The organism is Anaerococcus groningensis, assembly GCF_046365465.1.
GTDB lineage: Bacteria > Bacillota > Clostridia > Tissierellales > Peptoniphilaceae > Anaerococcus > Anaerococcus groningensis.
Genome location: NZ_JBGMEG010000003.1, coordinates 263,102 through 282,233, shown reverse-complemented (window position 1 = coordinate 282,233; position 19,132 = coordinate 263,102). Strand labels below are relative to the sequence as shown.

The 19,132-nt window shown below is 33.1% G+C and carries 18 protein-coding genes; 17 read left to right on the top strand and 1 reads right to left on the bottom strand.

The window, feature by feature from the left end; all coding sequences use genetic code 11:
- Positions 1–3 precede the first annotated feature (3 nt).
- From AB9Q04_RS02940 to AB9Q04_RS02920, 5 genes are all read left to right on the top strand, one after another.
- Complete coding sequence (locus AB9Q04_RS02940) at positions 4–1,302, top strand: Jag family protein (protein ID WP_410023887.1); 1,299 nt, start codon at positions 4–6, stop codon at positions 1,300–1,302.
- A gap of 179 nt (positions 1,303–1,481) precedes the next feature.
- Positions 1,482–2,612 (top strand): acyl-CoA dehydrogenase family protein, encoded by a 1,131-nt coding sequence (locus AB9Q04_RS02935; RefSeq protein ID WP_410023886.1) that lies wholly within the window; start codon positions 1,482–1,484, stop codon positions 2,610–2,612.
- A 32-nt stretch (positions 2,613–2,644) separates the two neighbouring features.
- Positions 2,645–3,472, top strand: coding sequence for a phosphate/phosphite/phosphonate ABC transporter substrate-binding protein (locus tag AB9Q04_RS02930; RefSeq protein WP_410023885.1), 828 nt, complete (start codon positions 2,645–2,647; stop codon positions 3,470–3,472).
- Positions 3,462–4,637 carry a 5-methyltetrahydropteroyltriglutamate--homocysteine methyltransferase gene (locus AB9Q04_RS02925; protein WP_410023884.1) on the top strand — a complete coding sequence of 392 codons (1,176 nt, stop codon included), beginning with the start codon at positions 3,462–3,464 and terminating at the stop codon, positions 4,635–4,637. The genes AB9Q04_RS02930 and AB9Q04_RS02925 overlap by 11 nt, the downstream gene beginning before the upstream one ends.
- Positions 4,630–5,082: an OsmC family protein gene (locus tag AB9Q04_RS02920; RefSeq protein WP_394010787.1), complete on the top strand. Its 453-nt coding sequence runs from the start codon at positions 4,630–4,632 to the stop codon at positions 5,080–5,082. Before AB9Q04_RS02925 ends, AB9Q04_RS02920 begins: the two co-directional genes overlap by 8 nt.
- 35 nt (positions 5,083–5,117) lie before the next feature.
- Here AB9Q04_RS02920 and AB9Q04_RS02915 read toward each other — a convergent pair whose 3' ends face one another.
- Complete coding sequence (locus AB9Q04_RS02915; protein ID WP_410023883.1) at positions 5,118–6,737, bottom strand: hypothetical protein; 1,620 nt, start codon at positions 6,735–6,737, stop codon at positions 5,118–5,120.
- A gap of 217 nt (positions 6,738–6,954) precedes the next feature.
- Here AB9Q04_RS02915 and mnmE point away from each other — a divergent pair, with 217 nt between their 5' ends.
- The 12 genes from mnmE to AB9Q04_RS02855 all read left to right on the top strand — a co-directional run bounded on the left by mnmE (position 6,955) and on the right by AB9Q04_RS02855 (position 19,002).
- Positions 6,955–8,322 (top strand): tRNA uridine-5-carboxymethylaminomethyl(34) synthesis GTPase MnmE, encoded by a 1,368-nt coding sequence (gene mnmE / locus AB9Q04_RS02910; protein WP_410023882.1) that lies wholly within the window; start codon positions 6,955–6,957, stop codon positions 8,320–8,322.
- The gene (gene mnmG, locus AB9Q04_RS02905; protein WP_410023881.1) at positions 8,309–10,216 is read left to right on the top strand and encodes a tRNA uridine-5-carboxymethylaminomethyl(34) synthesis enzyme MnmG; all 1,908 of its coding nucleotides are present in this window, start codon (positions 8,309–8,311) and stop codon (positions 10,214–10,216) included. The genes mnmE and mnmG overlap by 14 nt, the downstream gene beginning before the upstream one ends.
- Before the next feature lies 1 nt (position 10,217).
- On the top strand, positions 10,218–10,841 hold the full coding sequence (gene rsmG / locus AB9Q04_RS02900; protein WP_410023925.1) for a 16S rRNA (guanine(527)-N(7))-methyltransferase RsmG: 624 nt from the start codon (positions 10,218–10,220) through the stop codon (positions 10,839–10,841).
- Positions 10,842–10,896: 55 nt separating this feature from the next.
- Positions 10,897–11,697 carry a CPBP family intramembrane glutamic endopeptidase gene (locus AB9Q04_RS02895; RefSeq protein ID WP_410023880.1) on the top strand — a complete coding sequence of 267 codons (801 nt, stop codon included), beginning with the start codon at positions 10,897–10,899 and terminating at the stop codon, positions 11,695–11,697.
- A 47-nt stretch (positions 11,698–11,744) separates the two neighbouring features.
- On the top strand, positions 11,745–12,965 hold the full coding sequence (locus AB9Q04_RS02890) for a CinA family nicotinamide mononucleotide deamidase-related protein (RefSeq protein ID WP_410023879.1): 1,221 nt from the start codon (positions 11,745–11,747) through the stop codon (positions 12,963–12,965).
- Entirely contained in the window at positions 12,943–13,869 is a 927-nt protein-coding gene (locus AB9Q04_RS02885; RefSeq protein ID WP_410023878.1) for a ParA family protein, read from the top strand. Before AB9Q04_RS02890 ends, AB9Q04_RS02885 begins: the two co-directional genes overlap by 23 nt.
- Positions 13,870–14,835: a ParB/RepB/Spo0J family partition protein gene (locus AB9Q04_RS02880; protein ID WP_410023877.1), complete on the top strand. Its 966-nt coding sequence runs from the start codon at positions 13,870–13,872 to the stop codon at positions 14,833–14,835. It begins immediately after the preceding gene.
- Positions 14,822–15,382, top strand: a complete 561-nt coding sequence (locus tag AB9Q04_RS02875; RefSeq protein ID WP_410023876.1) for a cyclodeaminase/cyclohydrolase family protein — start codon at positions 14,822–14,824, stop codon at positions 15,380–15,382. Before AB9Q04_RS02880 ends, AB9Q04_RS02875 begins: the two co-directional genes overlap by 14 nt.
- Positions 15,379–15,852 carry a DUF4446 family protein gene (locus tag AB9Q04_RS02870; RefSeq protein WP_410023875.1) on the top strand — a complete coding sequence of 158 codons (474 nt, stop codon included), beginning with the start codon at positions 15,379–15,381 and terminating at the stop codon, positions 15,850–15,852. Before AB9Q04_RS02875 ends, AB9Q04_RS02870 begins: the two co-directional genes overlap by 4 nt.
- Positions 15,853–15,942: 90 nt before the next feature.
- Positions 15,943–16,926, top strand: a complete 984-nt coding sequence (pta, locus tag AB9Q04_RS02865; RefSeq protein ID WP_410023874.1) for a phosphate acetyltransferase — start codon at positions 15,943–15,945, stop codon at positions 16,924–16,926.
- A 130-nt stretch (positions 16,927–17,056) separates the two neighbouring features.
- Positions 17,057–18,394, top strand: coding sequence for a DUF1538 domain-containing protein (locus tag AB9Q04_RS02860; RefSeq protein WP_410023873.1), 1,338 nt, complete (start codon positions 17,057–17,059; stop codon positions 18,392–18,394).
- The gene (locus AB9Q04_RS02855) at positions 18,394–19,002 is read left to right on the top strand and encodes a transcriptional regulator (RefSeq protein WP_410023872.1); all 609 of its coding nucleotides are present in this window, start codon (positions 18,394–18,396) and stop codon (positions 19,000–19,002) included. The genes AB9Q04_RS02860 and AB9Q04_RS02855 overlap by 1 nt, the downstream gene beginning before the upstream one ends.
- Positions 19,003–19,132 lie beyond the last annotated feature (130 nt).

Genomic DNA, 19,132 nt, shown 5'->3' with positions numbered 1-19,132 from the left:
AAAATGAGAAAGTCAATAATAAAACAAGCAAAAAATAAAGAAGAAGCTATAAGAAAAGGCCTAGCAGAAATTGGTAAAACTAGAGCAGAAGTAGATATTGATGTTATAGAAGCAGGTAGCAGTGGATTTTTAGGTCTAGGTGCCAAGGATGCAGTAGTTAGAATAAGCTTTGATGAAGATATCAATGAAGCCATGATAGATTTAGAAAATGAAATCAAACGTGATTCCCTAACAAGTGGCGAGTTTGATAGAGAATATAACATCAAAGACCGTAGCAAATACTACGAAGATGAAGCCCGTGCTAACTACCAAAGCGAAGAAGTCTACGAAGATGACCACAATTCCTATGATGAATACGCCAAAGAAGGTCAAGACTTTGAAGATCGCATCCATGAAATCACAGATGATGATGAAAACTATGGAGAATACGAAAGACTACAAAAAATAAAAAGTTTTGAAGAAAACTCCAGTAATTACCACAGCCAAGGTGTTGATTTAACAAAAGATTTGGATGAAAAAATTAGCCAAATCGATAACAATGAAAAGCTAGATATCAAAGTTAACGACCCATGGGAAGGGCAAGAAGAAAAAAGTGCTGAAAACCCAAAAACTATTGAAAATATAGATTTTAGAGATGAAGCAGACAAGCTTGTTAAAGAAAAACCAATAGCAGATACCTACAAGGTAATAGATAGCTCATCAAAACTTACTTTTGAGTCAAACCCAGCACAATCTGAAGAATCTAAAATAAAAAAAGAAGAAGCCGATGATTCAGCAAGTGACTTTAAAGTAGCAGCAAGACCAAACCTTGCCCAAAAAAAGCAACAAACAGACATAGAAAAATTTTATAAGGCTAAAGAATTTTTAGAAAATATCCTAAAAGAAATGCACTTTGAAAACTCAAGTGTAATAGGTAACTTAGAAGGATCAATTATAAAACTTGATGCAAAAGTTGCTGAAGAAGATACTGGCATTGCTATTGGAAAAGGTGGATCGACCCTAGATGCCATTGAGCTTTTAGTAAGAAAATCTATTGATTCAAGGTCTAATAACCTAAGAGTAAATGTAGATATCAATAATTATAAAAAACGTAGGGATGAAAAAATCATAGAACTTGCAGCAGATACAGCAAGAAAAGTTCAAAGAAGCAAAAAATCTTGGAACTTAAAATACATGAACTCCTACGAAAGAAGACTAGCCCACGAAGAAATCAGCAAATATCCAAATGTAGCCAGCCACTCAGAAGGCCAAGAGCCAAAACGCTATGTAGTAGTTGACTATGTTTGGGATGATGAAGAATAAAACTAAGCAGCCATAAGGCTGCTTTTTTTGTCTTTAAAATTAAATTATTTGTATACTTACCTTTTAAATTTAGTTAAACTTTTAAAAGATATTACAAAAAAGTTTGGATAAAATTGTAGACATTTTAACATAATCTTGTTATTATAGAGATGTAAACGATATTTTTTAGGAGGTTAAATATGGATTTTTACCAACAAGCAAAACAATTTGCTAAAGAACACATTGAGCCTTATACTCGTAGCAGTGATGAGGAGAGCAGATTTCCAGTAGAATCATTTGAGGAAATGAGAAAAGCGGGTTATTTTAAACTACTAATCCCAGAAGAAATGGGTGGACTTGGAAAAACTGCAGTAGAGCACCAACAAGCAGTAATGGCCTTTGCTGAAAGTAACCCGACAGCAGGCCTATGTTATATGATGCATAACGTAGCCCTAATGACAGTTTTAAATGAAGGCAATGAAGAGATTAAAAAACGTGTTGTAAATGATATTGTAGAAAATAATGTATTCATGGCCCTAGCTTACTCTGAATTTGGAACAGGAACTCACTTTTATATCCCAGAAGTAAAAGTAGAAAAGAAAGATAACGGCGAATTTGTATTTAATGGTGTTAAATCCATGGTAACAAGCGCAACACATGCAAGTTATTATTTAATTTTAACCCCATCAACTGAAAAAGAAGGAGCTATCAACAACTGGCTAGTTCCAATTGATAGTGATGGCTTAGAATTTAAAATGGAACACTGGAAAGGCCTTGGCATGAAAGGAAACGTTTCTTGCCCTATGCAATTAAATGGAGTAACTTTACCAGAGGTAAATCGTATAGGTGAAGAAGGATCAGGAGAAGACCAAGTATTTAATATAGTAGCTCCATACTTTATTTTAGGTCTTGCTAGTGTTTATACAGGACTAAACTTAAGATTGTCACAAGTAACTAATGACTATGCAGTAAATAGAAAATATCCAGATGGATCAAACCTATCAAACATAGAAACAGTTCAAGTACATTTAGCAAAAATTTACTCAGACGCTCTAAGCTCAAAGGCAGTAACAGAGCTTGCAGCTAGATCTTTAGTAGATGGAGAAGAAGATGCAGTTGCAAAAATAATTGCAGCTAGAGTTTGTTCAATAGATAGGGCAATTGAATCATCTAACCTTGCTATGAGAGTGGGTGGAGGAAAAACTTATAATAGAATGTCAGAAATAGAAAGACTAATGAGAGATGCCTATGCAGGACAAATCATGGCTCCATCATTAGATATCTTAAATGTTTGGCTAGGAAGAGCAATCACAGGCCAACCACTACTTTAATTGTTGCATTTTAAATATAAGGAAGGTTTATAATGAAAAAATTAAAAGTAGGAGCTGTAATTTACGCTCCAAGAGTTACTGTAATTTGGGAAATGATAGAAAAATTTTATAAAGAAAATGGTGCTGAAATTAAGCCAGTTTTCTTTAAAGACTATAAACTCCAAGTAGATGCTTTGGTTAATGGAGATATAGACGTTGCTTGGAACTCTCCACTTGCCAACCTTGATGCGCACCTTAGAACAGAAGGTGAAGAAAAAATTGCTTGCATGAGGGATACAGACAGAGATCGTCAAACTTATCTAGTAGTTAAAAAAGATAAATTTAATGAATTAGCTGATCTAAAGGGAAAAACTATTGGCTTTGGCGCTATAGATTCTCCTCAAGCAAGACTAATCCCAATTTATCACTTACACAAAAACGGCCTAGAATTTGAAAAAGACTATGAAGAAAAAAGATTTGATATAGGTGTTGGTCTTCACGGAGACCACGTTGGTGGTGAGCTTGATAGTATGAAGGCACTTTTAAATGATGATGTAGATGCAAGTTTTTGTCTTGATTTAAACTATGATGCTTGGATTGCTGATGGAACAATTGATAAAAATGAGGTAGAAGTTTTATCAAAAACAGATTACTTTGACCACTGCATCTTTACCTTTAACCCAGAAGTAGCTGATGAAGATATCAAAGAATTTGATGACATTATGTTTAAAATGGACTATAACAAAGAAGAAGATAAGGAAATCATGGACCTAGAAGGCCTTACAGAATGGAAGCCAGGCAGACGCGAAGGTTTTGAACAAATTACAAAGGCAAATGAATATCTAGGAAACTTTATCGAAGGCTTTAATAGTGAAAACTAATTTATTTAACACTGCTCTTATAGGATCCATGCCTAGGGGCCATGAAATATTAATGGCCCGTAGGAAACTTAGCGCAGGATTAATAGATGAAGAAACTTATGAAAAATTAGTAGATGAAAAAACCAAGGATGTAGTAAAACTTCAAGAAGACTTAGATATTGATATCATAACAAGTGGTGAAATAGGCCGTGATAACTATGTATCATTTATATCTGAAAAACTTGGCGGAGTTTCTCAAATGTCTATGGCAGAGATGCTTGACTATGTGGATGATAAAAGAGAATTTGAAAATATTTTAAATACCCTAGATGTCCCAGCTTCTTCCATAAAAAATGCTATTTGTACGGGCAAGGTGGAATATACAGGAGATATAGTAGCAAGTGAGCTTGAAAAATTAAAATCTTTTACCAATAGACCAGTAAAAATCACCCTACCAGGTCCATATCTGGTAACTCGTAGTATGTGGTTACCAAATGTTAGCTCAAATTACTATGATAGTAAGGAAGACTTGGGCGAAGATATAATAAAAATCTTTAAAAAAGAGATAAAGACATTGCAGGAAATAGGTGTAGATGTCATCCAATTTGATGAGCCAGTTCTAACAGAGATAGTTTTCACAGAAGGAAGGCCAAGGACCTTTATGTGTGCTTCCCTATCCCAAAGAAAAGATCCAACAGAAGAATTAGAATTTGCAACTCATCTTATAAAAAGCGTTATGGATGGTATAGATAGAGAAAAATCTATAGCTTCTATGCACGTTTGTAGGGGTAATTGGAGTAAAGATGAAAGTATTTTACTAACAGGACCTTATACACCTCTTCTTGATTTATTTGCAGATATAAATGCAGATTTACTAGCTTTAGAGTTTTCCACACCAAGGGCTGGGGAACTAAAATCTCTTTTAGCAGATGAAAGAATAAAAAATAAGCTGATTTTAGGGCTTGGAGTTTTAAATCCTAGATTTGATGAAAAAGAAAATGTAGATGTAATCTACAATAGGGCCAAGGAAGCTTTAACTTACATTAATAAAGAAAATCTATGGCTAAATCCAGATTGTGGTTTTGCAACTTTTTCTAACAGACCGGTTAATGAATATGAGAATATTAGAGCCAAAGTAGGCGCCATGGTAGAAGCAAGGGATAGATTGAGAGCAGACTATGCATGATGATATAAATTATTTTTCCAAATCGTTTAGGGCTGTAGTTTTTGATAGAGATGTTAAAGTTTATAATGAAAAAACATCTGTTAGTATAGACCAAGCCATATCCTTTGATTCGGAAAAAGAAGAATTTACATCTATAGACTTATTTGTATCATCTATTGTTTCAGAGATTTTACTAACCATGATGAAAGTAGCAAAAAAACGTGGGGAAATCCTTCAAGATATAGAAGCAAAGGCAAATTTAGAAATCTCAAACCCCATGTACCTACTAAATGTAATAGGCTATGAAGATCCTGGCCTTATAGAAAAACTAGATATAGATGTTTACTTTTTTTCATTTTTAGAGGGAGAAGAATTAGACCAATTTTTAGATGAAGTTTTAAAAAGGACTTTAATTTATAATACTTTTAAGGATAAGATTAAAGTTAATTTTAAAACAGTTTTATAAGAAAAAGCAGTCGTTACTGACTGCTTTTTTATCTACTAATCTCTTTTTGTTTTCTTAAGTCCTAGGGCTGCTGCACTTAGGAGGCCAAATATTCCTGTAATTGATCCAACTCCTGTTTTTGGGTTTGTTTTTGATTTTGTAGTTGTTTTTACTTGGCTTGCTTTAGGAACTTTTATAGGATCTACATTTGTTGGTTTTTCTACTAGGAGATTCCTATCAGCTAGGGAAACTTTTTTGTTATTTAAGGCATAATCTAGGAAATTTGAGTAAATTATTTCTCTAATACTATCATCAAGTGGACGGTCTTTTAATTTTTCACGATAACGCCAATAGGTATTTTGATCATAAATATATTTATCATCATAGTCTTCCCTAGTCATATTATTTTTTGCGAGATATAAGTTTAAATATTCTTCGTAATAGTCTTCAAAGGTTTTACCTTGCATTTTTAAGTTTTTATCTACTATAAAGCTTGTTGGATAAGACATGTAGTATCTTTCTGGCTCGCCTATATAATAATCTGGATCATTAAGGTCAGTTTTTAGAGAGTCTAAATCTTTTATATCAAAGTAAGAATCCCTATCTGCTACATATACCTTGCCCATTAGCCTTAGTATTTCATTATTTATTTCTTCGTTTGTTCCAAAATTTTTCCATGCTGGATTTTTTTCTTTAAATAATACAGAGATTTCTTCGTTGGTGTATTTGTCAGAATCTTTTATCATTCCTAAAATTTGCACCTTGCCTTTGCCTTCTTCTTCTAGGCGTTTGGCATATCTTTCTAAGATTTTTATCTCATGTTGGGAGTCTCTGCACCATGGAGCCCAGTTAAATAATATGGTGTGGTCCGCTTTTTTGATTTCTTGGTGAAATTCATCTATACTTGGTACTTTGATATCAGATTTATCTGAGTTTACTAAAATTTCTTCCCTATCTTCTAGGTTTTTTCTTGTTCTAAAGGCTAGCGCTTCATCGATTTTATAGGTATCGATATAGGTTTCACCATTTATTTTATAAATTGTAATAGGGATTTCTTTGCCATCAACTACTAAAAATCCTTGGTAGTGGTTTGTGAGTGTTGAATTTTCTTTATCAAGTTTGTTGTAAGCACCACCTTGGTAGTTTTTGCCCTTAGTTAGGTAGATGTATTTGCCATCCTCAATAAAGTCAAAGTTTAGCTTTGAGCCTTTTACCGCATTTGCATATTCTTTGATACTAACTACATCAAAGTTTGACCCGCATGGGATATACACTTGTAAATTTACTTTATCAATTGTTTTTGCCACACCATCAAATTTTATCCTTTGATCACTTACATATTCTACACCAGTTTCTTCCTCTTCTAAGATTTCTTCAATATCTTCTTCTGGCTCTTCATCTAAAATTTTGTTAATTTCTTCTGTATTACGGTCAAGGGTTTCTATAAGTTCTTTTACATCCTTATTTGTAATATCAGCCTTAAGGTCTGGTGCTTCTTTTACTAGTTTTTCTTCTGGAGCTTTTTCTTCCAAGTTAGCAGGAGCTATATCTTTATTTTCCGCTGCCACTGGATCTACTATCTCAGCTAATACATCTTGGTTTTCTTGGGCTGCATCAGCAGAGCTTACTGGTAAGACTAAACCAGCTGCTAAGGCTACTATTAGTGCTTTTTTCATGATCTACATATTTCCTCCATATTTGATTATGATATAAGTATAAACCCATTCCTACACATTGTCAACATAATTAGTTCATATTTTACACATATTTTACATACAATTTTTTATATTTTGCTAGCAAATGTTGACTTTTACTAATTTTCCACTATAATCTTTATGTTAATAACCACTAGTCAAAGTAGTGGATACAATCGTACTATGAAAGGAAAATTTTATGAGTGAAGCTACTATTGCAGCTATTTCTACTCCAACAGGTACTGGTGGTATATCCATTGTTAGGATGAGTGGGGATAAAAGCAAAGAAATAATTGATCAAATATTTGAGCCTATCCACGGTGGGCCAATTGATGTTAAAAAAGATAACCGCAGGATGCGCTATGGAAATATCATCGATGATGGTGAGATTATCGATGAAGTTATGGTAAATTTTATGGCAGGTCCTAGCACCTATACCAGAGAAGATATAGTAGAAGTTAACTGCCACGGATCTTTTATATCTGTAAAAAAGATTTTAAATCTTATCCTAGATAAGGGAGCAGTTTTGGCTGAACCGGGTGAATTTACTAAACGTGCTTTTTTAAATGGCCGTATAGATTTATCTCAGGCAGAAGCAGTTTTAGATATAATAAATTCTACAAATGATTTGTCCCAAGCCCAAGGGATTAACCAATTAAATGGGTCTTTGAGAAATGAAATTGAAACTATTCGTAAATCTCTATTAGAAGCCCTATCTCGTTTGGAATATTCTATAAACTTTACAGAAGATGGCGAAGACCTATCTCCTGATGAAATTATAAAATATATGGAAGAAGCTAAGGCAAGAATTGATAAACTTCTTAATACTTCTAATAAGGGGAAAATTATTAGAGAAGGGATCAATACCACCATTCTTGGAAAACCAAATGTGGGTAAGTCATCTTTACTAAATGCGCTTTTAAAGGAAAACCGTGCCATTGTAACTGACATTCCTGGTACAACTCGTGATTTGATTAGTGAGTATATAAATTTAGGGTCCTTTACCCTTAAAATAAATGATACGGCAGGTATCCGCGATACTGATGATGTGGTAGAAAAAATTGGTGTTGATAAGTCAATCGAGCTTTCAAAATCTTCTGATTTAATCATTGCCCTTTTTGATACATCAAGAGAATTTGATAGGGAAGATCAAAAAATTCTTGACCTTATTGAAGGTAAAAATTCTATCATTATTTTAAATAAAACAGACCTTGACCAAAAGTTTGATAGGACTATTTTTGATAATGTTGACCTACCTATTATAGAAACATCTATGACAGAAAATATCGGTATTGATAAGCTAGAAGAAACTATAACAGATATTTTTGATACGAGCGAAATTAATCGTGAGTCAATTTTAATTACCAATACTCGCCACGAGAGATTATTAAATGAAGCAAATAAAAAATTGAACGATTCACTAACTGATATAAAAATGGGAATCCCTCTTGATGCGGTAGAAGTAGATTTAAGAGGGTCATATGATGATTTAGGACTTGTAATTGGTGATTCAGTTTCTGACGAAATAATGGATAAGGTCTTTAAGGAGTTTTGTGTTGGAAAATAATAATAAATATATACAAGATACTTATGATGTAGTAGTCATTGGTGCAGGCCATGCTGGTTGTGAAGCAGGTCTTGCTGCAGCAAGACTTGGAATGAAAACTTTAGTTCTTACTACATCGCTAGAATCAGTAGCAGATATGCCTTGTAACCCAAATATTGGAGGTACAGGAAAAGGCCACTTGGTCCGTGAACTAGATGCCCTAGGTGGAGAAATGGCAAAAGTGATTGATAAAACATTTATTCAATCTCGTATGCTAAATACTTCCAAGGGACCAGCGGTGCATTCTTTACGTGTTCAAGCTGGTAAAAGAAAATACCACGAAGAAATGAAAAAAGTTTTGGAAAATGAGCCAAACTTAGATTTATTTGAACAAGAAGTAGATAAAATAAATTATGAAGATGGTAAAATTGTTTCATGTGAAACAATCGAGGGAGCAATTTTCCCTTGTAAGGCTGTTATAGTTTGTACAGGAACATATCTAAACGGAAAAATCTTGATGGGTGATTTTGAAAAAGTTTCTGGCCCTCACGGTTTGTCAGCGGCAACTTATCTTTCAGATTGCCTAGAAGAAATGGGATTTTTCTTACGTAGATTTAAAACAGGAACACCTGCAAGAATTGACCGCAAAACAATAGACTTTAGTCAAACTGAAGTTCAAGCTGGTGATGAAGAGATTGTTCCATTTTCTTTTGCCAATGAAGGAGAAGATTTTTCTAATCATAAGCAATACGATTGTTATCTAACCTATACTACTCCAGAAACCAAGCAAATTATTATGGATAATATTGACCGTTCTCCAATATATGGGGGCAAGGTAAAAGGAATTGGTCCTCGTTATTGTCCATCTATAGAAGATAAGATGATTCGTTTCCCAGACCGTGATATCCACCAAGTATTTTTAGAACCAGAATCATTATCGACAGATGAAATATATGTCCAAGGTGTATCTTCATCCCTACCTCAAGAAGTACAAATGGACTTTTATAAAACTATTTTAGGTCTAGAAAAAGCAAAAATTATGCGTCCAGCCTACGCTATTGAATACGATATGATAGATACTCGTGAATTAAATCTTACCTTGGAATCAAAAGCTTATTCTGGTCTTTATTTTGCAGGGCAAATAAATGGCTCATCTGGTTATGAGGAAGCTGCTGGCCAAGGACTAATAGCAGGTATAAATGCAGCTTTAAAAATAAAAGGCGAAGATCCATTTATCCTAGATAGGTCAGATGCCTACATTGGAGTTTTAATAGATGACCTAGTCACAAAAGGAACTAATGAACCATACCGTATGATGACTAGTCGTTGTGAATATCGACTAACCATGCGCCAAGATAATGCTGATCAAAGGCTTACACAAAAAGCCTATGATATTGGATTGGCTAGTGAGGAACGCTACCAAAAAATGGTTCATAAATACGAAAATATTGAAAATGAGAAAAAACGTCTAAAAAATATAATCTTAACACCAACAGAGCAAACGAATAAAATTATGGAAGAACTAGGATCTACCCCTTTAGTTACTGGTGTAAGCCTTTATGATTTATTAAAACGTCCTGAGCTTGATTACTTTATGGTAGAAGTACTTGATAAAGACAGACCAAAACTTCCAAAATTCCAACAAATCCAAGTGCAAACTGAAATTAAATATGAAGGTTATATAGCCAAACAAATGGCGGATATTGATAAATTTAAGAAACTAGAAGAGAAAAAATTACCAGCAGACTTTGACTACACTAGTATTGAAGGTCTTAAAAAAGAAGCTGCTGCAAAATTAAATGAAATAAAACCATCTTCAGTTGGTCAAGCAAGTAGGATTTCTGGAGTAAGTCCAGCGGATATAAATGTATTACTCATTAGATTAAAGACAGGAGAAGTAAGTGGACAAGAATAAAATGTATGAAGTTTACACTGATTATTTAATAGAAGTAAACTCTCACACCAACCTTACAACAATTACAGATCCAGCAGAAATAAAAGTAAAACACTTTGAAGACTCACTTTCTGTTTTATCCTATATAAAGGAAGGAGACAAGGTTTTAGACATTGGCGCTGGTGCAGGCTTTCCTGGCATACCACTCCGTATAGAAAAAGATTTTGACCTTACCCTAATAGATAGTGTAAATAAAAAAGTAAATTTTATGAATGAAGTAATAGAAAAGCTAGAACTAACGAATGCCCGTGCTATCCATACCAGAGCTGAAGATTTTGCCAAAGAAAATAGGGAAAGTTTTGATGTTGTAGTAAGCCGTGCAGTAGCTAATATGGCTACACTTTCTGAACTTTGCATTCCTTTTCTAAAACAAGGTGGAATTTTTATAGCTCTTAAGGGGCCGAAAGCAGATGAAGAATTAGAAAATGCTGCGAACGCTATTAAAATTTTGGGTGGTAAGGTAATAGAAATTGATCGTTTTAATATCGATGATAATGATAGAGTAAACATAGTAGTAGAAAAAGTCCACCCAACTAAAAAAATATATCCTAGAGGCAAAAACCAACCTAAAAAGAATCCGTTATAGGATTCTTTTTTATGTTTCATATGAAACATAAGGTATAATTAAAAAAGAGGTGAATATGGAAAAATTTAAATGGATTTTAAAAACAACGGGAATTTTAATCTTTATAAATGTATTTGCATTATTAATAGTTTATATTTTAACTTCGCTTGGCTTAGATGTTAATAATGAAAGAGCAACTACATATATACTATTAATATCACAGGCAGTTATAGGTCTAACTACATACCTATTAATTAGAATAAGAAAGAAAAGAACAGCCGGTCCTTATATTTATAATCAAGGGTTAAATAAAGATTCTTGGAAAATGGTTATAATCGGACTAGGTGCGGCAGGCTTTGGTAATATATTATTGTCTATAGTAATTAAAATGTTAGGCGAGAATTCTTTAGTAAAGGATAGTGTAGACTTAGTCAATACAGTATTTAATGCTTCAAATCCTTTTACCATTATTTTACAAACTTTATCAGTCGCTATAATTGCTCCTATAGTAGAAGAATATTTGTTTAGAGGATATATTTTTACTGAGAGTAGAAAGGGATTTAGTCCTGCTAGTGCTATAGTACTTAATGGTTTAGTATTTGGAATTTATCATATGAATTTACTGCAAGGAATTAATACATTTATTTTAGGAATGTTACTTGCTACTATATATTATTATAGAAGAAACATTTCTGATGTTATTCTTATACATGCAGCTAATAATACTATAGCTATCATATCTGCGTTTTTACCTCAAGCGGCAAGTATTATTGGTGTTTTATTAATAATTAGTTTAATAATAGCTATCTATATGGTTTATAAAATAATAAAAAATGGTAAAGCAGCTTATAAAAAAGTAAGTGATCAAGAAATTTAATTTTAAAATAATTCTATAAAGTTAAGTTAATTTAGAATGGAGATAGAATGAAAGCACAAATTTTTTCAATAGGAACAGAAATTTTGCTGGGAAATATTGTCGATACAAATTCTCAATATATTGCTCAAAGATTGATGGAGCATGGTATTGATCTTTATAAAATGGAAACCATAGGGGATAATCCTGATAGACTTTTTGCAGCCTTTAAAGAATGCGATGGCAAAGTTGATTATGTAATTACCAGTGGAGGACTTGGCCCTACACCAGATGATTTATCAAAAGAAATTGCAACTAGAGTTTGTGGTTTAGAAGAGGAAGTTGAAGTTGATCAAAACTCCTTTAATGCTCTAGTGAAGTTTTTTAATGGAGATCAAAAAAGTGCAAATGCTAATATTAAACAAGCTAAATTTGCAAAATCTGCAATTATATTAGAAAATTCTGTAGGCACTGCCCCAGGCTGTATATTGACCAGTCCCCAAGGGACCAAATATATTTTAATGCCTGGCCCACCTAATGAAATGAAAATTATGTTTGATAACGAGGTTGTTAAACATATAACAAGAACTGATATAATAAAATCAAAAATTGCTAAAATAGCCCTATTAGGTGAATGGGATATGGCTAGACGTTTAGACCTTGATAGGACTAATCCTACCATTAGCCCATATATAACAGATGAGGGTCCGATTTTGAGGATAACTGCTAAAGCAGATACAGAAGAAGAAGTAGACCGCCAATTAGAAGAAGGGGTCAAGATAGTAAATGAAAGTTTAGGACCTTTTGTAATCACTACCGAGAATATAAAAAAAGAAGAAGTTTTAATTAACCTACTTAAAGAGAAAAATGAAAAAGTATCAACAGCAGAATCAATAACTGGTGGATTGATAGCATCTTCTATTATTGATATACCTGGCGCATCCGATGTAATATCAGAAGCTTATGTAACTTATGCTGATGAAGTGAAAGAAAAAATATTAAATGTTTCACGTGAAACAATAAAAGAGTACAGTGTAGTTAGTGAAGAAGTCTTAAATGAAATGTTAGATGGATTGTATGAGCAAACAGGTGCAAATTTATGCTTGGCAACCACCGGATACGCCCATACAGGTGAAGTATGGATGGGTGTACTATATAATGGTAAAAAATATACTGACCATTTACAATTAAATGGAGATAGGAATAGAGTAAGGCTTCGTACAAAAATAAATATTATAGATACAGCTATACTTGTAATGAGAGGTAAATATGAGAACAATATCGGTATTTAATCAAAAGGGTGGGGTCGGAAAAACAACTAGTGTTGTAAACCTTGCTGTGGCTTTAAATTACTTGGATAAGAAAGTCTTAGTTATAGATATAGACCCTCAAGCCAATACAACAACAGGTCTTGGCCTAGATAAATATAATATAGATAATTCCCTATATGAATTATTTTATGCGGGTGATGAGGACAGCTCTGAAGAAAAAGAAAATTTAGAAGAAAATATAAAAGAATCTACTGAAGAGGAAAATGAACAAGATGAAACATCAGAAACAGAAGTAGAAAATGAGGAAATCCAAGAGGCCTTAGAAGAAGAAATAACTACTATTAATATAGATGAGTATATTACAAAAACCCAATCTGGGGTAGATATCATCCCTTCAGAATCTGCTCTTTCAGGTTTAGAAGTAGAATTAGTTGAGTTAGATGCCTTAGAACGTACCAAGCAATTAAAAAATATCATTGATCTCATAGATGATGATAAATATGATTTTGTTTTAATTGACTGTCCACCATCCCTAGGACTTTTATCTATTAATGCTTTGGTAGCTAGCAATTCAATCATTATTCCAATCCAAACTGAGTACTATGCCCTAGAAGGTGTAAGTGAGCTGATGAATACATATAATATGGTAAAAAAACAACTTAACGAAGAATTAGAAATTGAGGGTGTTTTATTATCCATGTTTGATAAAAGGGCCGTTCTTTCTTATGAAGTAGTTGAAGAAGTAAAATCATATTTTAAAACCAATGTATTTAAAGTTATGATTCCAAGAAATCCTAGACTTGCAGAAGCCCCAAGTCATGGCTTATCAACTATAGAATATGATTCCACATCACAAGGATCAGTAGCTTATATAGCTCTTGCCAATGAAATAATAAAAAATCAAGAAAACAGAAAGGGAGAATAGATGTCAAGTAAAAGAACCCTAGGACGTGGCCTACATTCTTTGATTCCAGAAGTAGAGGAAAAGGAAAAACAAGCAGCAGGTAAAAACTTAAATTATTCTTTAAACACTGACTACGAACTAGCTATAAAAGATGAAGTTAAAAAGATTGACCAACAAAAACCTGGAGATAAAATAGAAAAAATTAACATCCAAAAATTAAAACCTAGAACCAACCAACCTAGAAAACACTTTGACCAAGAAGCCCTAAATGATTTGGCAGCTTCCATAAAAGAATATGGTTTACTAAATCCAATTGTGGTTTCAAAGGTAGATAATAATTATGAAATAATAGCTGGTGAAAGAAGATACCGTGCAAGTAAGATTGCAGGGCTAAAAGAAATTGATGCCATAGTTCGTGATTATTCTAATAGAGAAATTGAAATCTTATCCCTAATAGAAAATGTGCAAAGGGAAGATTTAAAAACTTTAGAAGAAGCCCGTGCCTACAAAAAATTATCAGAAAATCACAATATGACCCAAGAACAAATTGCAAAAACAATGGGTAAGTCTAGGTCTTATATTGCAAATACTTTAAGGTTACTAAACTTAACTGATGTAGAAAAAAAGGCCTTAGATGATGGAAAAATTTCTCCAAGCCAGGCTAGAACCTTATTATCAATATCTGACCAAAACCAAAGAAGTTTAACTTTAAATGATTTTATAAATGGTAGTACGAATATAAGAAATGTAGAAAAAAAAGTCACTAAGAAAAAAGAAAAAAAATCTACAGAAAAAACTAATAAACAAACTTATGGTCCAAATATTGACCAAATCTTAGTTGAAGATTTGGAAGAAAAATTTATGGACCAAGTTGGATCAAAAGTTGCTATTAATAAAGATGGCAAATCATATAAAGTAACTATTGATTGTTATAGCATAGATGATATAGAAAAATTATACGATAGGATAAAAAATGAATCTAATTAATATGGATGTGGCTAAGCTTATCTACCAAAGTAGACAAGCAGATGCAAATCCAGGTGGGGGAGCAATTTTAATTCTAGTTTCTAATCTTGCAATAAATTTGGCTCTTATGATGGATAAAAAACATTTTGAAAATTTAGAAAAAGATGCAAATGTTTCACGTGAAACACTTTTGAAAATTTCAAAAGATTATGAAACTTATATGCAAGATGATGTAGATAAATTTAATCATCTGATGGATAGGATAAAAGATAAATCTGCTAGTGAAGATGATTATCTAGAAGCTGCAACACCCTTATTAAATATGGTAGAAAAAAATATAGTAGCCCTAGATAAAATAAGTTTCTTTTTAGAAAATGGAAAAAAATCTACAATAACGGATGGGGAAATAGCCAACGACTTGCTCTACCAAGCTCTAATCTCATCTTTACCTACTATAAAATTAAACCTAGACATGACTAGAGAAAGTTTTGATCTGGCCAGTAAAAAAGATGAGGCGAATAAGCTTTATATTAAAAACCAACAAATTATCGAAAGAAGGAAGCAATGACAGCAGTATATGTAATACTTGGTATCATGGCAGTTTTAGTAATAGTAGAATTTGCTATGATTCAGTCAATGAATAACAAATTAAGAAGACAAAAAAAACGCTACGACCATTTACTAAGAGGCTCTAACGAAGATGTAAATTTAGAAGAATTACTTATAACCTTAAATGACCAGATAGAATCTTCCAATAAACAGTTATTATCTGTCGATCAAAGATCTCTTGAAGCAAAAGATACAACAATGGGTGCTATTAGCAATATGGCAGTTGTACATTTTAATGCCTTTGATGGTGATACAAATCAACTTTCATTCTGCCTATGTCTTTTAGATAGTTTCCACAATGGAGTTATTCTTACAAGTATCTATGGAAGTGATGGATCAAATGTATATTTAAAAGAAATTACTAATGGTCAAACAAGGGGAGATATATCCCAACAAGAAGAAGCGGCCTTACAAAAGGCCCGTGGTTAAAGTGGCTTAATAATCTATAAGTTAAAAATAATTTGTAGATTTTTGGGTATATATAATAGAAGAGACTTTATTTAATTTTTAGGAGGAAAAATGAGCTCAACAATTTTACAACAAGCAACAAATGCAGTTAAAGGAAAAGACCTTAAGATAGTATTCCCAGAAGGGACTGACAAAAGAATCCTAGAAGCTGCTATCCGCCACCAAGCAGATGAACTTATTAAACCAATCGTACTTGGAAATAAAGAAGAAGTAGAAAAAACAGCTGAAGAAAACGGCTTGACATTAAATGACCTAGAAATAATCGATCCAGCAAATGATAGCCACTTTGATGAGTTTGTAGAAAAATTCGTAGAACTTAGAAAAGGTAAAAATACTAAAGAAGATGCAGAAAAAATGCTACAAAACACTAACTACTATGGTGTTATGATGGTAAAAACTGGTCTTGCAGATGGTATGGTATCAGGTGCTGTTGGAACAACAGGTGATACAATTAGACCTGCCCTACAGCTTATCAAAACAAAACCAGGTGTATCAAGAGTATCTGGTGTTATGATTATGGTAGGACCAAATGGAGAACAATATGTATTCTCTGATGTAGCTGTAAATATTACTCTAGAAGCTCAAGAAATGGCAGAAGTTGCAGTAGAATCAGCAAAAACTGCAAAACTATTTGGTATTGATCCAAAAGTTGCTTTACTATCATTCTCAACAAAAGGTTCTGCAAAACATGAACTAGTTGATAAAGTATCTGAAGCAGCAGTAAAAGCTAAAGAACTTGCTCCAGACCTTGCAATTGATGGTGAATTACAATTTGATGCTGCCATTGATGAAACAACAGCTAGCAAAAAAGCTCCAGATTCAAATGTAGCAGGAAAAGCTAATGTATTTATTTTCCCAGACCTTCAAGCAGGAAATATTGGTTATAAAATAGCTCAAAGACTTGGTGGATACAAGGCAATAGGACCTATCCTTCAAGGATTAAACGCACCAGTTAATGATTTATCTCGTGGATGCTCTGCAGATGACGTTTACGAAACAGCAATTATAACTGCTAGCCAAGCAGCAGCTGAATAAGACAATACGCAACTAAACATTTAATTAAGAAAGAGACAATCGAAAGATTGCCTCTTTTTTTAAAAATATAAAGGAGGAGTCTATATTTTTAGATTATATAAAAGAGAACACTAAGGCTGTTTTGCCAATAGTGGTTTTAGTTTTTATCCTCAATTTTTTTGTAGGGATAGAGCGCTCTTTGCTTATTAATTTTGTTTTAGGATCACTGGGTGTCATCCTAGGCTTATCTATATTTTTATCAGGAATAGACCTTTCTATTTCAAAAATCGGGACCATGATGGGAGATTTTTTAGGAAGGTTTGATAAGATTATCAAGGTAGTATTTTTTGGTATTTTTATCGGCTTTGTAATTTCTATGGCAGAACCTGACTTATTGATTTTGGCCAACCAAGTAACTTATGCCATTGGCCTTTCACCATGGAGTATTGTTGCAATAATTTCTCTAGGTGTGGGTTTTATGATTTCTATAGGTTTATATAGGATATTTAAAGAGATTAGTATTTCAAAACTAATGTGGGTAATTTATATTCTTATTTTTGGACTAATGATACTTTCAAATGAAACGGGCCATGCTATTGCCTTTGATACATCAGGGGCAACTACAGGCGCTATGACAACTCCTTTTATAATTGCCCTAGGTCTTGGAGTAGCAAACTTAAAAGGGGATTACAGTGAGGATAACTCTTTTGGTTTGGTAGGAATAGCATCAGCAGGGCCAATCCTTGCAGGACTTTTAATGAGTTTGTCAGTTGGTGATACAGCTTTAGAAATAGAAGCTTCTGCCCATACATCAGCCCTTATATCTGGAATAAAAAATGCTAGCTTTGCAATAGTTCCTATTGCCATAGTATTTTTCGTGATGAATTTTAAGTATTTTAAGCTAAATAAAGAAGAATTAACAGAAATTTTATTTGGTTTGTTTTATACTTATCTAGGTCTTATAATATTTTTAACTTCAGTTGAGGCAGGCTTTATGGAGCTTGCAAGAGTCTTAGGTGAAGGACTAAGTGGATCAAAATTCTTACCTTTAATTGGTTTTATAATGGGACTTGTAGTAGTACTTGCAGAACCTGCGGTTGCAGTTTTGGCTGAACAAGTGGAAGATGTAACAGGTGGGTCTATTCCTAGAAAAAGTATTTTAAGGGCCTTATCCATAGGAGTTGCAACAGCAGTTATGCTTGCAATTATAAGAATAAATTCAGATAATTTTGCCCTATGGATGGTAATAGTGCCAGGATTTTTAATTTCTCTATTATTATCATTAAAAGTCCCACAAATATTTGTAGGAATAGCCTTTGACTCAGGTGGAGTTGCCTCAGGGCCAATGACAGCAACTTTTATTCTTGCCTTTTGCCAAGGAGTTGCAGGAAATGTGGCAGATGGTTTTGGAGTAATATCCTTTGTGGCAATGATGCCAGTCCTTACAATAATGGTCCTAGGCTACCTTTATAAGAAAGGAATAAGATAATGCAACTTTTAAGAGTAATATTGCCAAGAGGCCTTGGTAGTGATTTTATGAAAGTTTTAAAAGATGATGGAGCTTACGCTATTTCATGTGTCTACGGTTATGGATCAGCCAATGATACCATATCAAGTATGCTTCATATAGATAAAATTAAAAAAGAAATTGTTATGGCAACCCTAGATGATGAAAGTGTTAGAAAAGTATTAAGTGATTTAAGTGGTAAATTAGATAAAACAAATACAGGTATAGCATTTACATCCCCACTTGATTATAAAGGAGAAGAAAGTTTGAATTTTGAAATAGATTATGTAGCCTTATATGTAATAGTAGACAGGCACAATGGCCAAAAGGCAGTACAAATTGCCCAAGAAAACGGTGCAAGAGGTGCAACCCTAGTCCATGGCCGAGGCTCAGCCAAAGAAGTAAAATCAATTTTGCTAAATATGAATATAGAACCTGAAAAAGATATAGTAATAATGCTGGTAAAAAAAGACCTAGTAGGAAAAATCAAAGATGCTATTTATGAGCAAATGAATTTAGATGAAGAAAATAAGGGTATAATATATTCGCTACCAGTTATGGAAGTTAGGGGACTAGTTGAGCAAAACTAGTTTTAGATAGTTAAAATTTAGATTATTAGGAGTAGTAGGAGATAAGAAAATAAGTAGTACGATAGTAAAAATTAATTTTCAAAATAAAAACTTCTGCAACTTATAACCATAACTAAAAAAGAAAAAGGAG

What these genes read in the sequence shown, in the direction of transcription:
- AB9Q04_RS02940 (WP_410023887.1), top strand. Translation starts at nt 4, where the DNA reads ATGAGAAAGTCAATAATAAAACAAGCAAAAAATAAAGAAGAAGCTATA.
- AB9Q04_RS02935 (WP_410023886.1), top strand. Translation starts at nt 1,482, where the DNA reads ATGGATTTTTACCAACAAGCAAAACAATTTGCTAAAGAACACATTGAG.
- AB9Q04_RS02930 (WP_410023885.1), top strand. Translation starts at nt 2,645, where the DNA reads ATGAAAAAATTAAAAGTAGGAGCTGTAATTTACGCTCCAAGAGTTACT.
- AB9Q04_RS02920 (WP_394010787.1), top strand. Translation starts at nt 4,630, where the DNA reads ATGCATGATGATATAAATTATTTTTCCAAATCGTTTAGGGCTGTAGTT.
- AB9Q04_RS02915 (WP_410023883.1), bottom strand. Translation starts at nt 6,737, where the DNA reads ATGAAAAAAGCACTAATAGTAGCCTTAGCAGCTGGTTTAGTCTTACCA.
- mnmE (WP_410023882.1), top strand. Translation starts at nt 6,955, where the DNA reads ATGAGTGAAGCTACTATTGCAGCTATTTCTACTCCAACAGGTACTGGT.
- rsmG (WP_410023925.1), top strand. Translation starts at nt 10,218, where the DNA reads ATGTATGAAGTTTACACTGATTATTTAATAGAAGTAAACTCTCACACC.
- AB9Q04_RS02895 (WP_410023880.1), top strand. Translation starts at nt 10,897, where the DNA reads ATGGAAAAATTTAAATGGATTTTAAAAACAACGGGAATTTTAATCTTT.
- AB9Q04_RS02890 (WP_410023879.1), top strand. Translation starts at nt 11,745, where the DNA reads ATGAAAGCACAAATTTTTTCAATAGGAACAGAAATTTTGCTGGGAAAT.
- AB9Q04_RS02885 (WP_410023878.1), top strand. Translation starts at nt 12,943, where the DNA reads ATGAGAACAATATCGGTATTTAATCAAAAGGGTGGGGTCGGAAAAACA.
- AB9Q04_RS02880 (WP_410023877.1), top strand. Translation starts at nt 13,870, where the DNA reads ATGTCAAGTAAAAGAACCCTAGGACGTGGCCTACATTCTTTGATTCCA.
- AB9Q04_RS02875 (WP_410023876.1), top strand. Translation starts at nt 14,822, where the DNA reads ATGAATCTAATTAATATGGATGTGGCTAAGCTTATCTACCAAAGTAGA.
- AB9Q04_RS02870 (WP_410023875.1), top strand. Translation starts at nt 15,379, where the DNA reads ATGACAGCAGTATATGTAATACTTGGTATCATGGCAGTTTTAGTAATA.
- pta (WP_410023874.1), top strand. Translation starts at nt 15,943, where the DNA reads ATGAGCTCAACAATTTTACAACAAGCAACAAATGCAGTTAAAGGAAAA.
- AB9Q04_RS02855 (WP_410023872.1), top strand. Translation starts at nt 18,394, where the DNA reads ATGCAACTTTTAAGAGTAATATTGCCAAGAGGCCTTGGTAGTGATTTT.